Consider the following 18056-nt stretch of genomic DNA (forward strand, 5'->3'; position numbering starts at 1 on the left):
GCTCCGAGAAACACTCAATGATTACGTATGGGCGCTCCGTAGCGCGAAGGGCTACCAGCGTGTCGCTATTCCCCACATCACGAAATCTGACCTCTACAAGACTTCAGGCCACTGGGCAAAGTACTCCGATGATCTTTTCAAGATCAATACTCGAGAGGGACACACCTACTGCATGAAGCCGATGAATTGTCCGCATCACACACAGATTTTTGACTGTGAGCCAAGAAGTTACCGTGACATGCCACAGCGCTATGCGGAAACGACAATGGTCTATCGCGATGAGCAATCTGGTGAAGTCTCTGGTCTTACCCGCGTGCTCTCAATCACTCAAGATGACGCGCACGTATTCTGCAGAGAGAATCAACTCAAGGAGGAGGTGAACAATATTTGGGACATCATCATGACGTTCTATGGCACCTTTGGCTTTAAGCTTGTCCCCCGATTCTCGAGGCGAGACCTCTCAACTCCTGAGAAATATATGGGTAGCAGCGAAACATGGGATCGTGCTGAAGCTGCAATAGAAAATATACTTGGGGAACAAAAAGTAGAGTGGATTGATGGTGAAGGAGAAGCGGCGTTCTATGGACCAAAGATTGACTTCATGGCAAAAGATTCCATCGGCCGCACTCACCAAGTAGCTACGATTCAGATTGACTTCGTGCAGCCAACGAACTTCGGGCTGGTATGTACAAATGAGAAAGGCGAAAAGGAACCAATTGTGATGATTCACTGCGCAATCATGGGATCACTTGAGCGCTTCCTCGCAGTTTACATTGAGCACTCGGCAGCAAACTTCCCTCTTTGGCTTGCTCCACACCAGATAGCGATACTCCCGGTAAGCGAGAAGCACAAGGATGCTGCGGATCATCTCGTCAAAATTCTCCGCAGCCATGGCCTTCGCGTCCTCTCTGAGAACAGCGATGACTCATTAGGTAAGCGTATGCGTAAAGCAAAGACAGACAAAGTCCCTGCATGGATCGTCATCGGAGACAACGAGGTCACAACTGAGACTTTCGCCATCGAGTGGCGCGAGGGTGGCAAAGAACCTCACGTCAGCGAGAAAGAGCTTGTGTATATGCTCAAGGATCGCATTGCGCAAAAGAGCTAATACAAAAAAACAACAACACTATGGTGTTGTTGTTTTTTTTGAATGCAGATACTCGCGCACAACAGGGATGAATGAAATGAGAATGATTGCAACAACTATTGGATATAGATAACGTTCTGGGTTTGGAATGATGTTCCCCAAACCAAAGCCAAGCAGAAACATCGAGAGCGTCCAAGCGATTCCACCGATGATATTATAGGAAATGAAATCACGGTAGGGCATCTTCCCTACCCCCGCAACGATAGGAACGAAAGTGCGAATGAGCGGGAGAAATCGTGCCAAGACCAGCGCCTTCTTGCCATGCTTTAAGAAAAACTTCTGCGCCTCTAACGCATACTTTGGCTTGAAGAATCGAGACTCTGGCCTACTAAAAAGTGCAGGACCGACTTTCTTGCCAAACCAATACCCAACAGAATCGCCAAGTACTGCCGCGAGCGGAAGTGTAAGGATGAGCAACCAAAATGGGAGTACGCCTGTTGCTGCGAGTAGTCCAGCGGTAAAGAGTAAGCTATCACCAGGGAGGAAAAAACCAAAAAACAAACCTGACTCAGCAAAAACAATAGCAAGGATACCGAAAGTACCAACAGTTCCAATAAGCGCAAGAAGGTCAATATGCATAGGGATAATATACAGGGAAACCACGTGAGAGTAAACAGCAATTTGAAAATTTGAGAATATCAATGCATGTTCCAATGGACTATCCAGCCAACCTTCCCTGTCACTCCTTATTATCTCTTTTCCCCAGCTCCTCTTCCAACTTTTTTATTTTTGCCTTAAGTTCCGTCATGCGCAATTCTCTATTCACCATGAAAGTATTGAGCCGTTCCGCCTCCTCAGTTTTTGCTCTTAAATGCTCCGTGCGCTCAGCAATCCTTTCCTCAAGACCATGACGTAGTGTTTGTACATTACGTGCCATTGTATTCATTGCTTCACCGACGGTATCGAATTCATTATTTGCATCAGTACCTACCCACGTGTTACTTTCTCCACTTGCAATCTTCTTCGCATTCTCCTCAAGTAGATGCAAAGGGGTAAATATTTTCCTCTTAACCGTTATAACCTCAATAACAAACAGAAATGCGATAATAAATATGAGAAAACCAATAAAGGCATAGAGGGCGCGTAATTGATCATACAGCTTGGCAATTGGCTCTTCTACAACAATTGCCCATCCAGGCATGCGTACAATGGACCATGCACTAAGCATACCTACACCATCCTCTTCCAAATATGTACTAACAACATGCTTACGATCCAGAAAATTCTGCACTCCCTCGATTTGAGAGATTGTCGACGTGCTTTCAATATTTATTCCCCTGCGCAACAATACCGACCCAGCACTATCCACAATATACGCATCACCATCTGTGTAATCTGCAAGAATTTCCCAAAATGCGCTTACATCATACGAAACCGCAAGGACCCCCTCCACCTCACCCGTCTTTCCATAGACGGGAAAGTGAATAACTTGCAATGAGACACCCTCTTTCCATGGAATCGCTTTTTCGAAATGAATAGATGACGGGATTTTTGTCAAAATGAAATCTTCAGGTATATCAGAATTGATTGCGTTGATTTTCCAAATAGTTTCCAGCTCCTTATTCACAAATGCAACAGAGAGAATCGCAGGATCACTATTCATCAATGTATGGATAACTTCAAGACGCTCTGCATCTGGGGCTGTTCGCGCAAGGCGAGAAATAATACTCGCAACAGAAATGCTATGCTCGACTGCTTGTTCGACTCGTAGTGCAATACTATCTGCATGAGTCTGCGGAATTATTTTTGTAGACGCACTCGAGCGATCCTGCACAATATATGTAGCAGCAAGCAATAAGGTGATAACCGCAACGACAAAAATCCCAAATGGCAATCCAAGTTGGAACGACAGGAGTTTTCTTTCCCGTTTTGCAAACAGAGGAATTTTTTCGTCAGAAGATGTTTGCATTGCTCTAGAGATTATCTTGAATTAAACGCACAAATTCCCAATTCCCATTTGCATAGTTAAATATACTAATCATATTTAACTCGATATCACCACGCGTATCAAAATTTACAACCCCAAACGCAGAATCAAAATCCTTAATATTCCTAAATGACGCCAAAACCCCTGCACGTGTTCCGTCACTCTGTGCGATAGCTTGAAGGATAAGACGCATTGACTCGTATGCAGCAAGCGCATACGCATCAGGTTCTTCATGATACACGGTGGAATATAGTTGCAAAAACTGCGCAGCTTTTATATTTTTTTGATTTCGTGCCGCCACTCCAGGAGATGTCGTGTATACATTCCTATCGCCCTGCACTATCATCTTTTCAAAATCAGTGCCTCGAAATTCTGGACCCAGAAATACCCCAGTGTACCCTGCATCACGAAGACCAACGTACAAATCAGCCAGGCCCACCGTATCATCTGCACCTGCGTACACTGCATCAGGGTTCAGGGTCACAATATCCTTAATAAGCATTGGGGTTATACGTTCCACCTGAAATGCACCGCTCATAAGCACCTCGATACCAGTGTCCCGTACCTTTGATTCAAATAGTCTACTCGCACCTGCACCAAAGACGCCACCATCATTAAGTATGACGACAGATCTTATTCCGATACTGTGCAAGAAGAGTGCACCCGCAGGACCCTGCAATGCATCAGTTGGAGCTACTCTATAAAAGTGACGGTCACCCGTAGGATAAAACCTCATCGGCTCGCCTGCCGCATATCCTGGCTTTGTTAACCCAGGCCAAGTTACCGTACCTGATACCTGGAGCATACGAGCTCTATTCAATATTGGCATCGAGATTTTTGCTGCACCACTATTGAATGGTCCATAATATGCAACGACGTCAGTCCGCTTCGCAGCACTCACGGCATTTGCTTCCTCGAGATCTGCACTCCAAGAATCCCCAGCGCTATCATCAAGATCAAGTAGGCGCACGTTATATTCACCTGCCTTATTTTCGACTTCAGAGAGCGCAAGCTTGAGTGCCCGTATTTGCCCTTTTGCCTGACTCGCTGTGTGCGGAATCGAAGCAGCGACCGTCACTACCTTTTGTTCATCAGGTTGCATGACATAAAAAACACTCAGTATGATCAAAATCAATAAGCCAAGTACGAACACTCGTTTATAATTTATGGAATTTAACAACATAATCATTGGCTTAATTTTCCACTCACTTGTCTCTTAAGTTCGATAATGCGCAATTCTCGATTAATCATTAACTGGTTAAGTTTTTCCACTTCTTCAAAATGGGACCGCTCACGTGCAAGTCGCTCACGATCCTCCCTAATATCTCGTCCTATAACAACATAGAGCATGCCCCCAGCTCCGTCTTCCATACGTGAAAGTGACAAAGAAAGCGCCTGCTCATCTCCATTCTTATCAGTAAGCACAAAAGAACCTCGATATGATCCTTCCCCGGCAATCTGCGCATCAAACTCAGATGAAAACATTTTTGGCTGACGTTCGAGTGGTTCTAGGTGTAAGAACTCAAAAGTTTTCTTGCCCACAACTTCATCCCTTGAATAGCCGGTTAGTTGTTCCCAGAGTGTATTCACGAAGATAAAACGATGGCTCGCTGAATCAATGAGTGCAACAAGCATATCTGCTCGCTCGATGACCAAGCGAAATTTCTTTGCATCAAAGAGAGCATCGAGCAATGCGCGCGTTCGTTCCTCTATCTGTTTTTCGCGTTGCTCGGCAATAGTAAGGTTTTCACTTGCTTTTTGTTTTAACTCATTAATGAGTCGCATTTTAATCAAAAATGACCCGGAGAGCAGCACTAACTGCGAAAACCAAAACACGTCGGAATCTGAGAGTGGGTATTTATTTTCATATAATGCGCCTTTTCCTGTATCATATCCTGCAATGATATAGAGCCGATCATCACCGTCTGGCGTATACCCAATAAGAAACCGCGAAAGCCCAAAAATCATCTTTTCTGTCTCGAGAGGTGAAACCTGCACGAGCATTGCGGCATCAGTTTCACTACTCGCTACCCAGAATTCACTAAACTTCTTTTTTACCATCTCAGACTCCTTGAGATAGCTTGCTATTTCATCAAATGAAAATCCACTTTGCGCAATAAGCGAAACCGCTGCCCCTACTCGTAAAACACATACCTTCTGAAAATGCATCTCACGTACAAGGTATTCAGTAAAATCGAGTAATGCATTTGCACCCTCATTAACACGGGAAAAGAGCAGCGCAATTCCATGCGAAGCCTGATAGCGACTCATCAGAAGTTCCATCGCCACCAGTTTCTGATCGAGTTCACGTCCACGCTGAACAAGCACATTGGCATGTGCAATTGCCTCTTCCTGAGATTGTGGATGCTCATCGGACATGATCACTCAATATACATACTCGCAATTGCTCCCGTCCAATTATGGAACGCGGCCTTGCCTCCAACTGAGGCAAGCTCGCCATATACATATGCCCCAAACCAAGGCGTATCCTGCGGAAAGGCATCAATCGTAGCGCGTACCTCAGAGAATGCGACATCTTTTCCAACCTGATCGGCACTACGCCCCACACAATCAGCATGAAACACCACAAGTGGCTGTATACCCTTGCGCATCGCAACAAGTTCTTTTGCTGCACTATCTGCACGATCGATGATACGCTCTCCATTACGTTGACACACATATATTTTTGTCCCTGTAGGCCACGCCGCTGCCATAATGATTGAACCATCATCAAGTGAAGTAAGCGGAACACGAAGTTCCATGCGCTCACCCCCAACGACTTCCTCAGGTACGCGCACTCCAAGACAAACCCCCGCAGCCATCGCTGCGCTTATTTGCTTTTGCTCAGCACCATAAAGCTCGGTAAATAAATGCATTGCTGGTTTATTATCAATTTCGTAGATACGCGCACCATCCGCCTTAGTCACCTCATGTACTGCACCAAGCTCCTGACTTCCATGACTTGAGGTAACCGCTATGTTAATTTTTCCTGAAAAAAGTACACCCACTGCTGCATCTTCAAGCACTTCGTCATCATAAAATTGGTATGTATTTTTCCAAAGCAGAGGCTCTGATGCTGTGCCACCAAAAACTGGAGTAGCTGGAGGAAGTGCATGTTCTACTTCACGGAGCAATGAGTCAGGATCTGCTGCATGCAGTCCATCAAGAAATAGATACAATCCCTTTATGTCATTTTTACCACTTGCCTCGATCTGTGCAGCAAGTTCCCTCCCTGCAGCACCAGAACGCCCGATGAGTCCTTTAGCTACAAGAGGAGTCATGATGAAATCATCGCTCTTTATTGCACAGACACTCACACGATGAAATTCCGTGTCAGGTCCCTCGCGGGTAATAATACCCAAGGTTGAACCGCCAATCACTCTCACCCCTGGAACCATTGCTCGTATTGAGTGGATCAATGATGGAAAGTCAAACCCAAAAGTCGAATACACGAAAACAACATCAGGTGATAACCCCGAAAGTGCGTGTAACGCAATAGTCATCGCCTCTTTCCCCGCCTCAATTTCACTTGCCTCGTGTGATTGCCCAAGTCCAATTTTTGTACTCATAATATATCTTCTATTATATAGTATAGTATAGCAGATAATATTGCTGTAAACAGAAAAATGCACCACGGAGGTGCATTTCATGTGTTGCGGTTATACTATGGTTTTACCGTCTCAGTGTCCCCTGACCCCGTATCAGACTTATTCTGATTGCCAGCAATTACTGGACCTGCATTGACGATCTTATTGCGTGATGGACTATAGAGTATCGCGCGCTGCGTCTTTGGAAATATTAATACAATATCACCCTTCACGCTGCCGAGGAAAAATGCTTGCTGCTTCACCAGTGCTTCAGGATTATCAACCGTAGCAACCACAGGCTCGTCCCCTTGTGGAAGAATCATGTGCTTACCCACCTGAGCAAGATAATTTGAAACAAGTGCCTTCTGGTCCGCCTCTGACAACTTCTTATCGGGCGTGGATTTATTAAAAGTGGGGATGCCAAATTTCTGGTAATAGGCCCAACTTCCAAAACCCACAAGCACAAGAAGAAGCAAACCAGCTACTCGCTTCGAATTCATCCTCTTCTTCACTACAGGTACTTCTTCTACTAAATTCTCATCTTGATATTCTTGCATAGTATTACTTGCTAATTCGTATATTACTATAATAACATATATGATAGGCTATACCTAACCCTATGTGGATAACAGGTGCATAATCACAAAGATGAAATCTTAGAATAAATGGCCATCTAGCAACCTCATTCGCCCATTTTGTGCAATATGTTATACTCCTAGCATGCATCAAAAAGACGCCCTACGCATACTCATCTCAGGGAAAAATGTGTTCTTGACGGGCGCCGCTGGTTCCGGCAAAACGCACCTCTTGCGTGCGTTTTTGCGCTGGGCAGACAGTGAACTCAAAACCTGTGCAGTCACCGCATCAACGGGAATCGCAGCGACACACATGGGTGGCATGACGATACACGCATGGGCGGGCATTGGTATCTATGACTCACTTAATGACTCACAAGTAGAACGTATTGCCTACGACAAGAAGCTAAACAAACGCTTTAACGATACTGATATCCTCATTATTGATGAGATTTCGATGCTTCACTACTCACGTCTCGATATGGTTGATGCCATTTTACGCAAAGCGCGCAATGACCTCAGACCATTCGGAGGAATTCAAATTGTTTGCAGTGGAGACTTCTTCCAACTTCCCCCTATCGTCCGTGACGAGGTAGGTCTTCCTGCTCCTTTTGCATTCCGCGCGCTTAGCTGGCGTAATGCGGATTTTGCAGTTTGCTATCTTGCAGAACAGTTCAGGCAAACCGAAAGCATCATGACGCGTATCTTGAATGAGATTCGTGCAGGAGAAGTCAGTGATGACTCAAGAGAGGCACTCATGGAACGCATCGGCGTAAAGCACGCAAAAGGCGCGATTACGAAGTTGTACGCTCAGAACCTAGACGTTGACAAGATTAATGCGCATCATCTTGCAGAGATCGATGGAGAAATGCATGCATTTCCAATGTGGTCGACTGGTCCTTCGCACCTTGTCATTTCACTCAAGAAAAGCTGCCTTGCACCCGAAACACTTCATCTCAAAGTTGGAGCGCGTGTCATGTTTGTGCGTAATGATGTGATGGGTCGTTGGGTGAATGGAACCACAGGAATCATTGAATCCTTTGATGCCATGGGAGCACCCGTCGTACGCAAATCAGATGGCCGCGTCGTATCTCCGGAAGAAGAAACCTGGCTTATCGTCGATGGCGAAAAAACCCTCGCAACAATCACGCAGTATCCTCTACGCCTCGCATGGGCAATCACTATACACAAGAGCCAGGGGATGTCGCTTGATGCTGCCGAAATCGATCTCCGCAACGCCTTCGTAAAAGGGATGGGTTACGTAGCGCTCTCTCGCGTACGCACCATCGATGGTCTGTCACTTGTAGGTATCAACAATATGGCACTCGCCATTGATGAAGAAGTGCAACGCGTCGACCTTGAATTTCGTGAACTCTCAGACGACAACTGCGATGCAGCTGAGCTACTCACCTCCCCAACCGATGAAGAAATTGCGAAGCTCCTTGAGGGCGCTTCACGCAGAGAAGCACAGCAAAAAAGTGGCCTCCGCAGCGGGCAGCGCTCAGAAACAAAAGACCGCACCGAGCGAAAGACACGTAAAGTACGTGAGGAAAAACAACCAAAAGAAGAAAAGCAAAAAAGCAATTTGATTACACGTGATCTCTTGATGCAGAATAAAACCCCAAAGGAAATCGCGACACTGAGAGACCTTTCACCAGTCACGATCATCGAGCATATTGAGCAGTGCATTGCCGAAGGGCTTTCCGTCAACACCGCGCTCCTAGAGTCACTACTCCCCCCTGCGCGACTACTTGCAATTGCTTATGCTATCGACGCAGAAGGCGATGAGAAACTCGGCCCGATCAAGCAGGCACTCCCCGAGGATTATACTTGGGATGAGGTCAAATTGGGACGCTGTATAGTCCGTGCAAAGAAATAACACAGTACCTCGTACGGTGTTATTTTGTTATATAAACACCAAGCCAAGAGGCCTTGAATTTTCACTTCATTTGTGTTAGTATTCCCCAATGGTGCGCGGCATACAACCTAAAGTGAAATCTGAAGCGTTATATTATTTTGTAATTTCACCACAAGCCGCACTACTCCTCTATAAGCGCAATAGCCCTTATGCTCCGGTACCTTCAACGGAGATAGCACGAATATCCGAAATCTCAACTGACGACAAGGCACTTCTTGCTCATTTTGTGCATGGGCCAACCCTCGTCCACACACTTCCGAAACTTTTTCTTGGTCTTGAGCAAACACATCTTCCAATCGCATGTTCAGCATGGGATTTCCAGAAAGGAAATGTGCTCAAACTCTCTCAAAAAGAAAAACTTGATTGCGAACTTACCATGCGCAGAGTAGTGACTGCTCGCGGTTCTCAAGAGTCTTTTGCACTGAACTTGAAATCAGTCCCTGCGGCAACACATGGGGAGCGACCACTTTTCGTGCGTGGTGAATATGCACTCTTCTTTGGCGAACACACCCTATCACTGCATCAGTTCGCAGATCCACTCGCCACACTCCTTAGTCGTATTAGGCGTGCACCCTCTTTCCCTTTCAATGGCGGAGATAAATCAGTCCTTCTCCAAGTACCCGTCGAGGGCATCTTCTTGGGGCAACTTCAAAACCTTATCGACCAACTCAAGGAGCGCACAAATCTCACCCTTGACCCCGCGCTCGCGAAGCTTACTATTGCGCCTCCACCGAGCCTCACGCTTACTGCAATACACGACTCTGATCCAATCCTTGGGGAAAGACTTTCTATCACTCCACATCTTGACTGGGGACATGTGCGCGAGGATATTTCATCAACGTACTACCGTAGTACTGCTGGAGGCAAAGTACATATTGCGCGCAGGGCGGCTCATGCGCACTATATTTCTGAGCAAAACGGGAAGCTCATCCTTACACTTGTTGACTCTGCTCGTGCCGAACACTTCTATAAACTATTGTTCCTCAATGCGAAGGCGCTTGGACTCTCTGCTTCGCTTGAATGTCGCCTCTCTGGAGACAAGCGTATCGCGAGCTTCTTTAGAGACACATGGCCGAATGTACTTGCTTTTGCACATCAGCATGGACTTACCGTGACCCTCAACAACAATACGCTTTCTGACGAGCACGCACTTTTTCGTGCTGATTTTGCCGTAGAGATGGACACTGCAAGCGATGAACTCTCGTTCGATGTCGTCTGCTATATCGGTGACCAGCGTATTTCAATCGAAACATTGCGCTCCTTTGTCGAAAGTGGAAGTTCTCATCTCATGCTTGAAAATGGGACGACTGTCCAAATCGATAACAGCGGTGAACTCGCACGCTTCATTCGTATGCTTCGCTCGTTCAAGGCAAGAGAGGACTCTTTTGTCGGAAAACTTCATCATGCTCCGGAGCTCAAGTACATCATGACGTGTTCACCGCACTATAACAGTCGCTGCGCTGAAAGTTTCCAGAAATTCACCGAACAGGCAGAGCATGGCACGCCAATGAAACCTCCTGTTATACCTGCGCACCTCGAGCAGATCTTACGACCCTACCAAAAAGAGGGTATCGCATGGCTTGAGTTCCTCCGCACGTATCGTTTTGGTGGAATTCTCGCAGATGACATGGGACTCGGAAAAACACTTCAGGCACTTGCATTCCTCTCGGAACACCGCACGCCTGAAAAGCCTCATCTCGTCGTCTGTCCTAAGACGCTTATCTATAACTGGGCGTGTGAGGCGGCAAAGTTTACCCCACACCTCAAAGTAGTTACCATCGACGGCACGGCATCTGAGCGTGCGGAAGCGCAAGAGCTTTCACGTAAGGCAGATCTTGTCATCACAAGCTACTCCGCACTCCTTGCAGACAAAGAGTGGCACAGCAAAGCAACAACGATGTATGACTATGTTGTACTTGATGAGGCACAATTCATCAAGAATCATGCCTCAAAAACGGCAATGCTCGTCAAAAAGCTGAATGCTGAATATCGTCTTGCACTCACCGGAACCCCGCTCGAGAACAATGTCGTTGAAGTCTGGTCTATAATGGACTTCCTCATGCCCGGCTTCCTCGGACATCATAACGATTTCATTGATCGCTATGGCAAACCGATCATGCAGACCAATGATACGTATGCGCTGGAGCAGTTGCGTCGCAAGATCACCGTCTTCATGCTCCGCCGTACAAAGCAAGAAGTGCTCAAGGAGCTACCGCCAAAGATTGAGCAGCATGCGCCCGTAGCCCTCTCTCCCGATCAGCGTATTCTTTATGGTGAAATTCTCGCACAAGTGCGCAATAGCATAGAAACAACTGTAGCAACAAATGGCTTTGCGCGATCATATATCCACATCCTCTCTGGACTCATGAAACTCAGGCAGGTCTGCAACCACCCTGCACTCCTCCTTGAGGAAAATGATCCTGCACGGAAGGAAGCGACATCGTCAAAAATGGATCTTGCTATAGAACTCATCGAAGAGGCACTTGCGGGAAATACTGCAGGAGACGCACAGCCGCATAAAGTACTTGTCTTCAGTCAATTCACAGGCATGCTTGATCTCTTGGCAGCTGAACTCAAAACTCGCGGCATCACCTTCATTACACTTACTGGAAAGACACAGAATAGACAGGAGCTCGTGGAGAAGTTCAATGCGGACAAAGAGACCTGCGTCTTCCTAATTAGTACAAAGGCAGGCGGAACCGGACTGAATCTCGCAAGCGCGGACACCGTAATTGTCATCGACCCATGGTGGAACCCATCAGTCGAGCGTCAGGCAATCGACCGCGCACATCGCATCGGACAAACACGATCAGTGAATGTCTATCGTCTCATCACTACAGGGACAATCGAAGAAAAGATCCAAGCACTTCAATCGAAGAAGAAGGACCTTTTCGACGCTCTTGTAAATGAAACAGGCAGCACACTTTCGAAGCTCACCTGGGAAGATGTCCGCTCTCTCTTTGCTGAATAACACATACGCATTCGTGTATGTGTTATTTTTTGACTTTTGCTACTTGTATTGTAGTGTACATAAGGAACGATCATTCAAGGAGTTCTCATGGCCTCAGCCCCGTGTCAACGACTAGCCGTACAGATAGATCATTTTACGGCTCAAGGAGGCCGTAGTACACAGGAAGACCGAGTGTTCTTGCACCTCATTCAAGATGCTGCCGGAGAGCCGCTCGCATACTTCATTGCAATTCTTGACGGACATGGCGGAATAGAAACCGTTGATGCTCTCCTCGAGATGCTCCCCCACAGTATGCCAGCGTTTGAGTATGCACTACTCACCGGAAATGTCCCCATGACGCAGATCTTGGAAAACATGTGCGCAACGCTTTTTAGTGGAACCCAACAATTCGTTGCGGGAAGCACACTCACCTGTGCACTCATCGACGTACACACAAAGCGCATGTATGCCGCCAATCTCGGCGACTCAGTGCTCATGCTCGCGCGGCAAGGTCAGGTTTCCTTTGCCACGCATCCCCACAATGCGCGCATGCACAGTACCGATCGGCTCGAACTAATCGCTCGGGGTGCAGTCTGGGACGAAAAGGAAGGGTATATCTGCAATGGGCCGTACAGCATTCAATGCTCACGTGCGCTCGGTGACAAACTTATTCCCCAGCTCATACGCACACCCGACGTTTTTACGCTCAATCTCAAGCAAGGTGACACCATTATGTTCGCCACCGATGGTGTCATAACAACTAATGATGATGAATCCTATGTTGATGAACTCATCTATTTTTCAAAAATGCTCGAGGATGATGAGAAGTTAACGGCAGAAGAGCTCACCTATTTGGGCATGGAGATTCGTCGGGCTAGTGATAATGCCACGACGATACTCGTGCACATCAAGTGACACAAAGCACCCCCAAAGGGGTGCTTTTTTATCAGCCCTCATGCTACACTACCTGTATATGCATCTGAATCACAAACGATTACTACTCATCATCGGCCCAATCTTCATCCTTGTTGCGTCCCTGCTCGACCTCTTCCCACAGAGACTTGAACTACTAGTACCAAAAGTCCGAGAGGTGAAACTCAACACTACTTCCCAAAACAGCAATAGTACAAATACTGCAACAATCTACACCATTTTGCGCATCATTGATGGAGATACAATCACTGTTGGCATTAACGGTATCGAGACAAAAATACGCCTCATCGGAGTTAACGCACCAGAAAGCGTTGACCCGAGGCGTCCTCTCCAGTGCTATGGCAAAGAAGCAGCGGCGCACCTCAGTGCCCTCCTCGAACAAAGAAAGGTGACGCTTGTATTTGATGACAGCCAAGACCGCTATGACAAATATGGTCGCCTTCTCGCATATGTCTATCGTGATGACGGACTACTCATCAACAGCACAATGATCCGTGATGGGTATGCGTATGAGTACACATATATTACTCCATACGTTGAGCGGCAAAACTTTAAGCAGGCGGAGCGAGACGCAAGTAAGGCCCTTCTTGGCCTTTGGAGCCCGAAGACATGCTCTGGAAAATTGTAGTTTGCGTATATCAAAAAACGGGGTAACCCGTTTTTTATGAGAACGTCAGTGTATCACCTTCGAGAAAGAAACGTTTCTCGATTGACGCACCGGTACTGTCTGTAAATTGTATTGTTCCTATTCCCGCACTAACACTCATTGTATTTATCGTCACTTGTGGCCCCAAGAGGAGCATTGGACCAGGGAAGAATCTTCCATCTTCTGCACCAAAAAGAACACCTACATAACTCCTCGTACCAATAGCTTCATCAGTGAGATCGTAGGAACAGATCATATCATTATACGCATCGCTATTCACAGTACCGCGCACTGCGTGGTTGGTATATTGAAGTACCGCAGTGGTCGTATCATCATCCACGGGAAGCCCCGTAGCACCCGTTGCGCTTACCGTATAGCTCTTTCCATTTATGTCAAAAGTTGCGGTCTTGCATGCACTGAGCGCTTTTGCGAAACGCTGCGAAGTCTTTGAAAGTGCTTCGAGGGAGGTTTCAGTATTTCCCTGCTGTGCAAAATATATCACTGCAAGTGCACCAAGTGCGATAATGATTGCAATGTAGAGATAAAGGTTCTTTGTAAAACTTGAGATATTATTATCTGGTCCTTCCATATCATAAGTATAGCATATGGGAAAGGTGTAAATAAAACAGCAATGCTCTTGCATTGCTGTTTTATTTACTTAAGTGTCTTTATATACTCCTCAACCTTTGCCGAAAGTGACGCATCGAGCGTTGCTGCCTTACGCAGCATCGCAACCCCCTCCTGCTTCCTTCCTGCTTTCATGAGCGCATCTGCGTATACAAGATAATTCTGAGAACTTAATTTGCCTGCAGCATCAAGCCCCGCGAATATGGAAATCATCTCACTCGCTGCACCCACCTTGCTATATGCATAGGCGAGGCGCTCATCAACCAATGCTGGGTCACCAGCCAGAGGAGTAAGCAATTCCTTTGCAAGTGCCTGCTTTCCAGAGAGGATAAGCATTGCTGCATATGCGACCGTAGCCTTACTATTGTCAGGCATAAGTTCATGTGCCTTTTCGGCCAATTGCAGTGCACCAGGAACATCAGAGTTCGATAAGCGCATATTCACCGAATCAAGGTACAAGCTTCCGCGTGTTGGAGACAATTCGAGTGCACGGGCAAGAATCTCTTCTGCGTGCTTTATATTCCCCGTATTCGCGTAGAACATAATAGCGAATGTGTGCATACGCAAATTAGTTGGATTTCGCGCAAGTTCACCTTCGATTTCCTTCTGTGCCATCTCAAAATATTCTTTCTTGAGCGTATCAGGGACGTTTTTTTGCTGCATTGCCTGAAGCGCCTGCTGCACCAACTGCTCGCGTGCTTCACTCTTACCTATTTCTGCTTGGTCTAGCGCATCAAGCAAACGGATCTTCTGCTTACCGTTCTCAACATAGGTTGCATTCCCATCGCCGCGAATCGCCTTAAGCAAATCGTGATTTGCATTGATATCACGAATGTTCACGAAATACATGACGGCAGAAAGCAAAACGATAAGCACACTCCCTACAATGAAGAGGTCCCCGCCCTCGAGAAGCGTCGTACCCTTCTTCTTTTGTTCCAATACAACAGGAGGAATGACGCGCGCATGCATCCAGCCTAAGAGTGCAAAGAAGAACATATACGAAACGAGGTTGTCGAACACGAACACATTGTGGATGAAATATGCAGCAACCATTCCCGTAACGACAGATTTCTCTGCGAGAGAAAATACCTCGCCCTTCTTGTAGAACCAAAGGTAATAGATGATACCCACATAGAGTGACAGGTACGCAAGGAGTCCGACGGCCCCAGCCGCCACCAACCAATCGAAGAACACATCATGTGAACGGTCATACCAAGGCTCGTAATGATACATCTGAGGATCGTAGTACTTCGCGAAAACATAGATGAAATTCTCCTGTCCCCAACCGAATACGGGTCGCTCCTTCCATCCTTCGTAGGACATCTTCCAGATGGTGATACGCGAATTTGTTGTCGTATCTGAGGCTGAGATTTGCGCAAGTCGATTGAGTGAAGGATAATTCTTGATCCACTCCGCATGACGATTTGCGACAAAGAGTCCTGTAAGCAGTACGCCTGCAAGCACTGCCCCCGCAGCATACTTACGGAATTGTGGTCGAGCCTTATCAAAGAGTGCAAAGCAAAGCGCAATAAGCCCAGCACCTGCGAACATGCCGAGCATTGAACCACGCGTCTGCGACTTAAATACCATGTACATATTTGCTAGTCCAAACACAGGATATGCATAGCGCCACCATGACTTCTTGTCCGTCTTTACCCAAAGCAGTACCGCAAGGAATACATTAAACACCGCATAGATACCCATATATGCAGCATTACCAAGTCCCGCATCGACACGACCCGCGCCGAAGTTATACGCCTCCTTACCATAAATTTGCGCAATTGCGCCAAAGAAAATGAAGATTGAGGAACCAAGCCATGTGTTTGCGAACCAGCCCCATAAGTGCTCAGAAGTAAGCACTGAGCCAGCAACAAGGAAATACAGGAAGAGGTGGACGTGGGTCACCAATCCTTCCATGCGCTCATAGTTTGACCAAATGCTCTTCTGGGGGTCAACTCCAGAAAAGTCTGCGATGGTGAGCGCAACGAGAAAGGCACCCGCCCCCGCAAGGATCCATGAGAAGCGAGGTCGAGCCTCCTTGTCGATGAACAAGAGAAGAGCCCACATTGCAGTGGCGACTTCTACTAAAATTCGAAAAGCGAAATTCTTTCCCGTGATAAATGGAAAGAACATGCTGTCAGAAACATAATTTGCTAAAAATGGCGTAACCAGTAAGCATACAAGTATGCCCCAGCGTAATGTCTTGCGTAAGTCCATGGGTATAACTATACCATGATGCAAATAAAACTCGACTTGACGCAGACTATAAGACTAGCGCAAATTTACACAGATCTAGGAGCTATTACAAATCCTTATAAAATACGCTTTCTCAACACAAAAACCGCATGTGCACATGCGGTTATATGCTAAAACTGGAAATAGATAAATGGTGACTTATCTGTGCGCACAAAGAGAACGATAAGGAGCACTATAGTCGCCATAACGAACCAGCGAAGGAAATATGCCCTTCGAGTATGTTCTGACATAAGTGCGATGATTCTTGCTTTCTTTTCAATCAGATACTCTATGAAAAAGAATGTGGCGATAAATGCGAGCAAGGCAAAGAACCTTGCCGGATTTTGACCCAGAAAAATAGTACTTTCTCTGAATGATGCATCATGGAACTGAGCGAAAACTTTATTCCATCCCGAAAATAGATGAGTGAGAATGTACCAAGCATCAGACATACTCTCGGCTCTAAAGAATATCCAAGTCACACAAATAAAGATAAACGTTCGTACTACACGAAATATATGGAATACGCCAGAGAATGAGCCCTTGAAAAATGACCCCGCAGATAATGCTGCGCCATTCAACCCTCCCCAGATGACATAAGTCCAATTCGCCCCATGCCACAAGCCGCTAAGCAGAAATGTCACCATGAAATTAAACACCCGACGGAATGCGGAAACCCTACTTCCCCCAAGAGGAATATAGACGTAATCTTTAAACCAAGTAGAGAGTGATATATGCCACCTCTTCCAGAACTCTGCAACAGATGCAGAAAAATATGGTTGCCTGAAATTCTCCATCAAATCAAAGCCCATGACTTTTGCTGCACCAATAGCAATATCGCCGTAGCCAGAAAAATCACAATAGATCTGAACAGCAAATAATACGGTTGCAATCATGAGGGAGATGCCCGGAAAACCATGCGGGCTACCATATACCTCCGTCACAAATGGTACGATATTATCCGCAATGACAATCTTCTTGAAGAACCCATACATCATGCGCTGTAAACCCAGCAATACACGCTGTAATTCAAAATACTTCTGCTCATGGAACTGATGCAACATATTCTGAGGTCGCTCAATCGGACCAGCCACAAGTTGAGGATAGAACATCACATAAAGGGCAAAAATGCCGAAATGCCGTTCTGCCTTCTGGGTTTTTCTATATACTTCGATAACGTAGCTCAAACTCTGAAATGTGTGGAAAGACAGTCCAATCGGTAAAATCAGCGAGAGTGCCCCAAAAGAATAATTCCAATCGAGATAATGCGCCACTGCAGCAACATTCGCATTGAAAAAATTGAAATACTTGAAAACAAACAATATAGAAATGTTTGAGATGATACTCAAGATCAGATACAACCGCCTACGTTCGGGTGCAGACTCCTCAATAAGAATGCCGAGGAAATAATCGAGTGTGATAGTAAAGGCAAGTATGAATATGAATTTTGGAACAAAGAACATGTAGAACAAACAACTCGCCACAAGCAACAAGAACCACCTCGCGCGATG

The 18056-nt window shown here is 46.3% G+C and carries 14 protein-coding genes; 5 read left to right on the plus strand and 9 right to left on the minus strand.

Annotated features, from left to right (window positions below):
• The coding region (gene thrS / locus VJ579_04610) for a threonine--tRNA ligase (protein ID HXK38320.1) at window positions 1-1108 on the plus strand (1108 nt) is incomplete at its 5' end.
• A gap of 18 nt (window positions 1109-1126) precedes the next feature.
• On the opposite strand, the gene VJ579_04615 is transcribed toward thrS, so the two are convergent.
• The 6 genes from VJ579_04615 to VJ579_04640 all read right to left on the minus strand — a co-directional run bounded on the left by VJ579_04615 (window position 1127) and on the right by VJ579_04640 (window position 7218).
• On the minus strand, window positions 1127-1726 hold the full coding sequence (locus VJ579_04615) for a VTT domain-containing protein (GenBank protein HXK38321.1): 600 nt from the start codon (window positions 1724-1726) through the stop codon (window positions 1127-1129).
• Window positions 1727-1826: 100 nt separating this feature from the next.
• Window positions 1827-3056 (minus strand): hypothetical protein, encoded by a 1230-nt coding sequence (locus VJ579_04620; protein ID HXK38322.1) that lies wholly within the window; start codon window positions 3054-3056, stop codon window positions 1827-1829.
• Window positions 3057-3060: 4 nt separating this feature from the next.
• A complete protein-coding gene (locus VJ579_04625) occupies window positions 3061-4176 on the minus strand; it encodes a branched-chain amino acid ABC transporter substrate-binding protein (GenBank protein HXK38323.1) in 1116 nt (371 codons plus the stop codon).
• 83 nt (window positions 4177-4259) lie between these two features.
• The gene (locus VJ579_04630) at window positions 4260-5453 is read right to left on the minus strand and encodes a PAS domain S-box protein (GenBank protein HXK38324.1); all 1194 of its coding nucleotides are present in this window, start codon (window positions 5451-5453) and stop codon (window positions 4260-4262) included.
• Window positions 5454-5455: 2 nt separating this feature from the next.
• Window positions 5456-6643 (minus strand): FIST N-terminal domain-containing protein, encoded by a 1188-nt coding sequence (locus VJ579_04635; GenBank protein ID HXK38325.1) that lies wholly within the window; start codon window positions 6641-6643, stop codon window positions 5456-5458.
• 95 nt (window positions 6644-6738) lie between these two features.
• Complete coding sequence (locus VJ579_04640) at window positions 6739-7218, minus strand: hypothetical protein (GenBank protein HXK38326.1); 480 nt, start codon at window positions 7216-7218, stop codon at window positions 6739-6741.
• A 163-nt stretch (window positions 7219-7381) separates the two neighbouring features.
• Between VJ579_04640 and VJ579_04645 the strand changes: the two genes are divergently transcribed.
• From VJ579_04645 to VJ579_04660, 4 genes are all read left to right on the plus strand, one after another.
• On the plus strand, window positions 7382-9115 hold the full coding sequence (locus tag VJ579_04645; GenBank protein HXK38327.1) for a helix-turn-helix domain-containing protein: 1734 nt from the start codon (window positions 7382-7384) through the stop codon (window positions 9113-9115).
• Between the two features lie 88 nt (window positions 9116-9203).
• The gene (locus tag VJ579_04650; GenBank protein ID HXK38328.1) at window positions 9204-12125 is read left to right on the plus strand and encodes a DEAD/DEAH box helicase; all 2922 of its coding nucleotides are present in this window, start codon (window positions 9204-9206) and stop codon (window positions 12123-12125) included.
• A gap of 87 nt (window positions 12126-12212) precedes the next feature.
• Window positions 12213-13019 carry a PP2C family serine/threonine-protein phosphatase gene (locus VJ579_04655; GenBank protein ID HXK38329.1) on the plus strand — a complete coding sequence of 269 codons (807 nt, stop codon included), beginning with the start codon at window positions 12213-12215 and terminating at the stop codon, window positions 13017-13019.
• 58 nt (window positions 13020-13077) lie between these two features.
• Window positions 13078-13665, plus strand: coding sequence for a thermonuclease family protein (locus VJ579_04660; protein ID HXK38330.1), 588 nt, complete (start codon window positions 13078-13080; stop codon window positions 13663-13665).
• Window positions 13666-13699: 34 nt separating this feature from the next.
• Here VJ579_04660 and VJ579_04665 read toward each other — a convergent pair whose 3' ends face one another.
• The 3 genes from VJ579_04665 to VJ579_04675 form a co-directional block, all read right to left on the minus strand.
• Window positions 13700-14272, minus strand: a complete 573-nt coding sequence (locus VJ579_04665; protein HXK38331.1) for a hypothetical protein — start codon at window positions 14270-14272, stop codon at window positions 13700-13702.
• 65 nt (window positions 14273-14337) lie between these two features.
• Window positions 14338-16443, minus strand: a complete 2106-nt coding sequence (locus VJ579_04670; protein HXK38332.1) for an O-antigen ligase family protein — start codon at window positions 16441-16443, stop codon at window positions 14338-14340.
• Window positions 16444-16676: 233 nt separating this feature from the next.
• The gene (locus VJ579_04675; GenBank protein ID HXK38333.1) at window positions 16677-18008 is read right to left on the minus strand and encodes an MBOAT family O-acyltransferase; all 1332 of its coding nucleotides are present in this window, start codon (window positions 18006-18008) and stop codon (window positions 16677-16679) included.
• Window positions 18009-18056: the final 48 nt, after the last annotated feature.

The organism is Candidatus Paceibacterota bacterium, from assembly GCA_035583355.1.
Classification (GTDB): Bacteria; Patescibacteriota; Minisyncoccia; order Phycocordibacterales; family UBA6899; genus JAJZQJ01.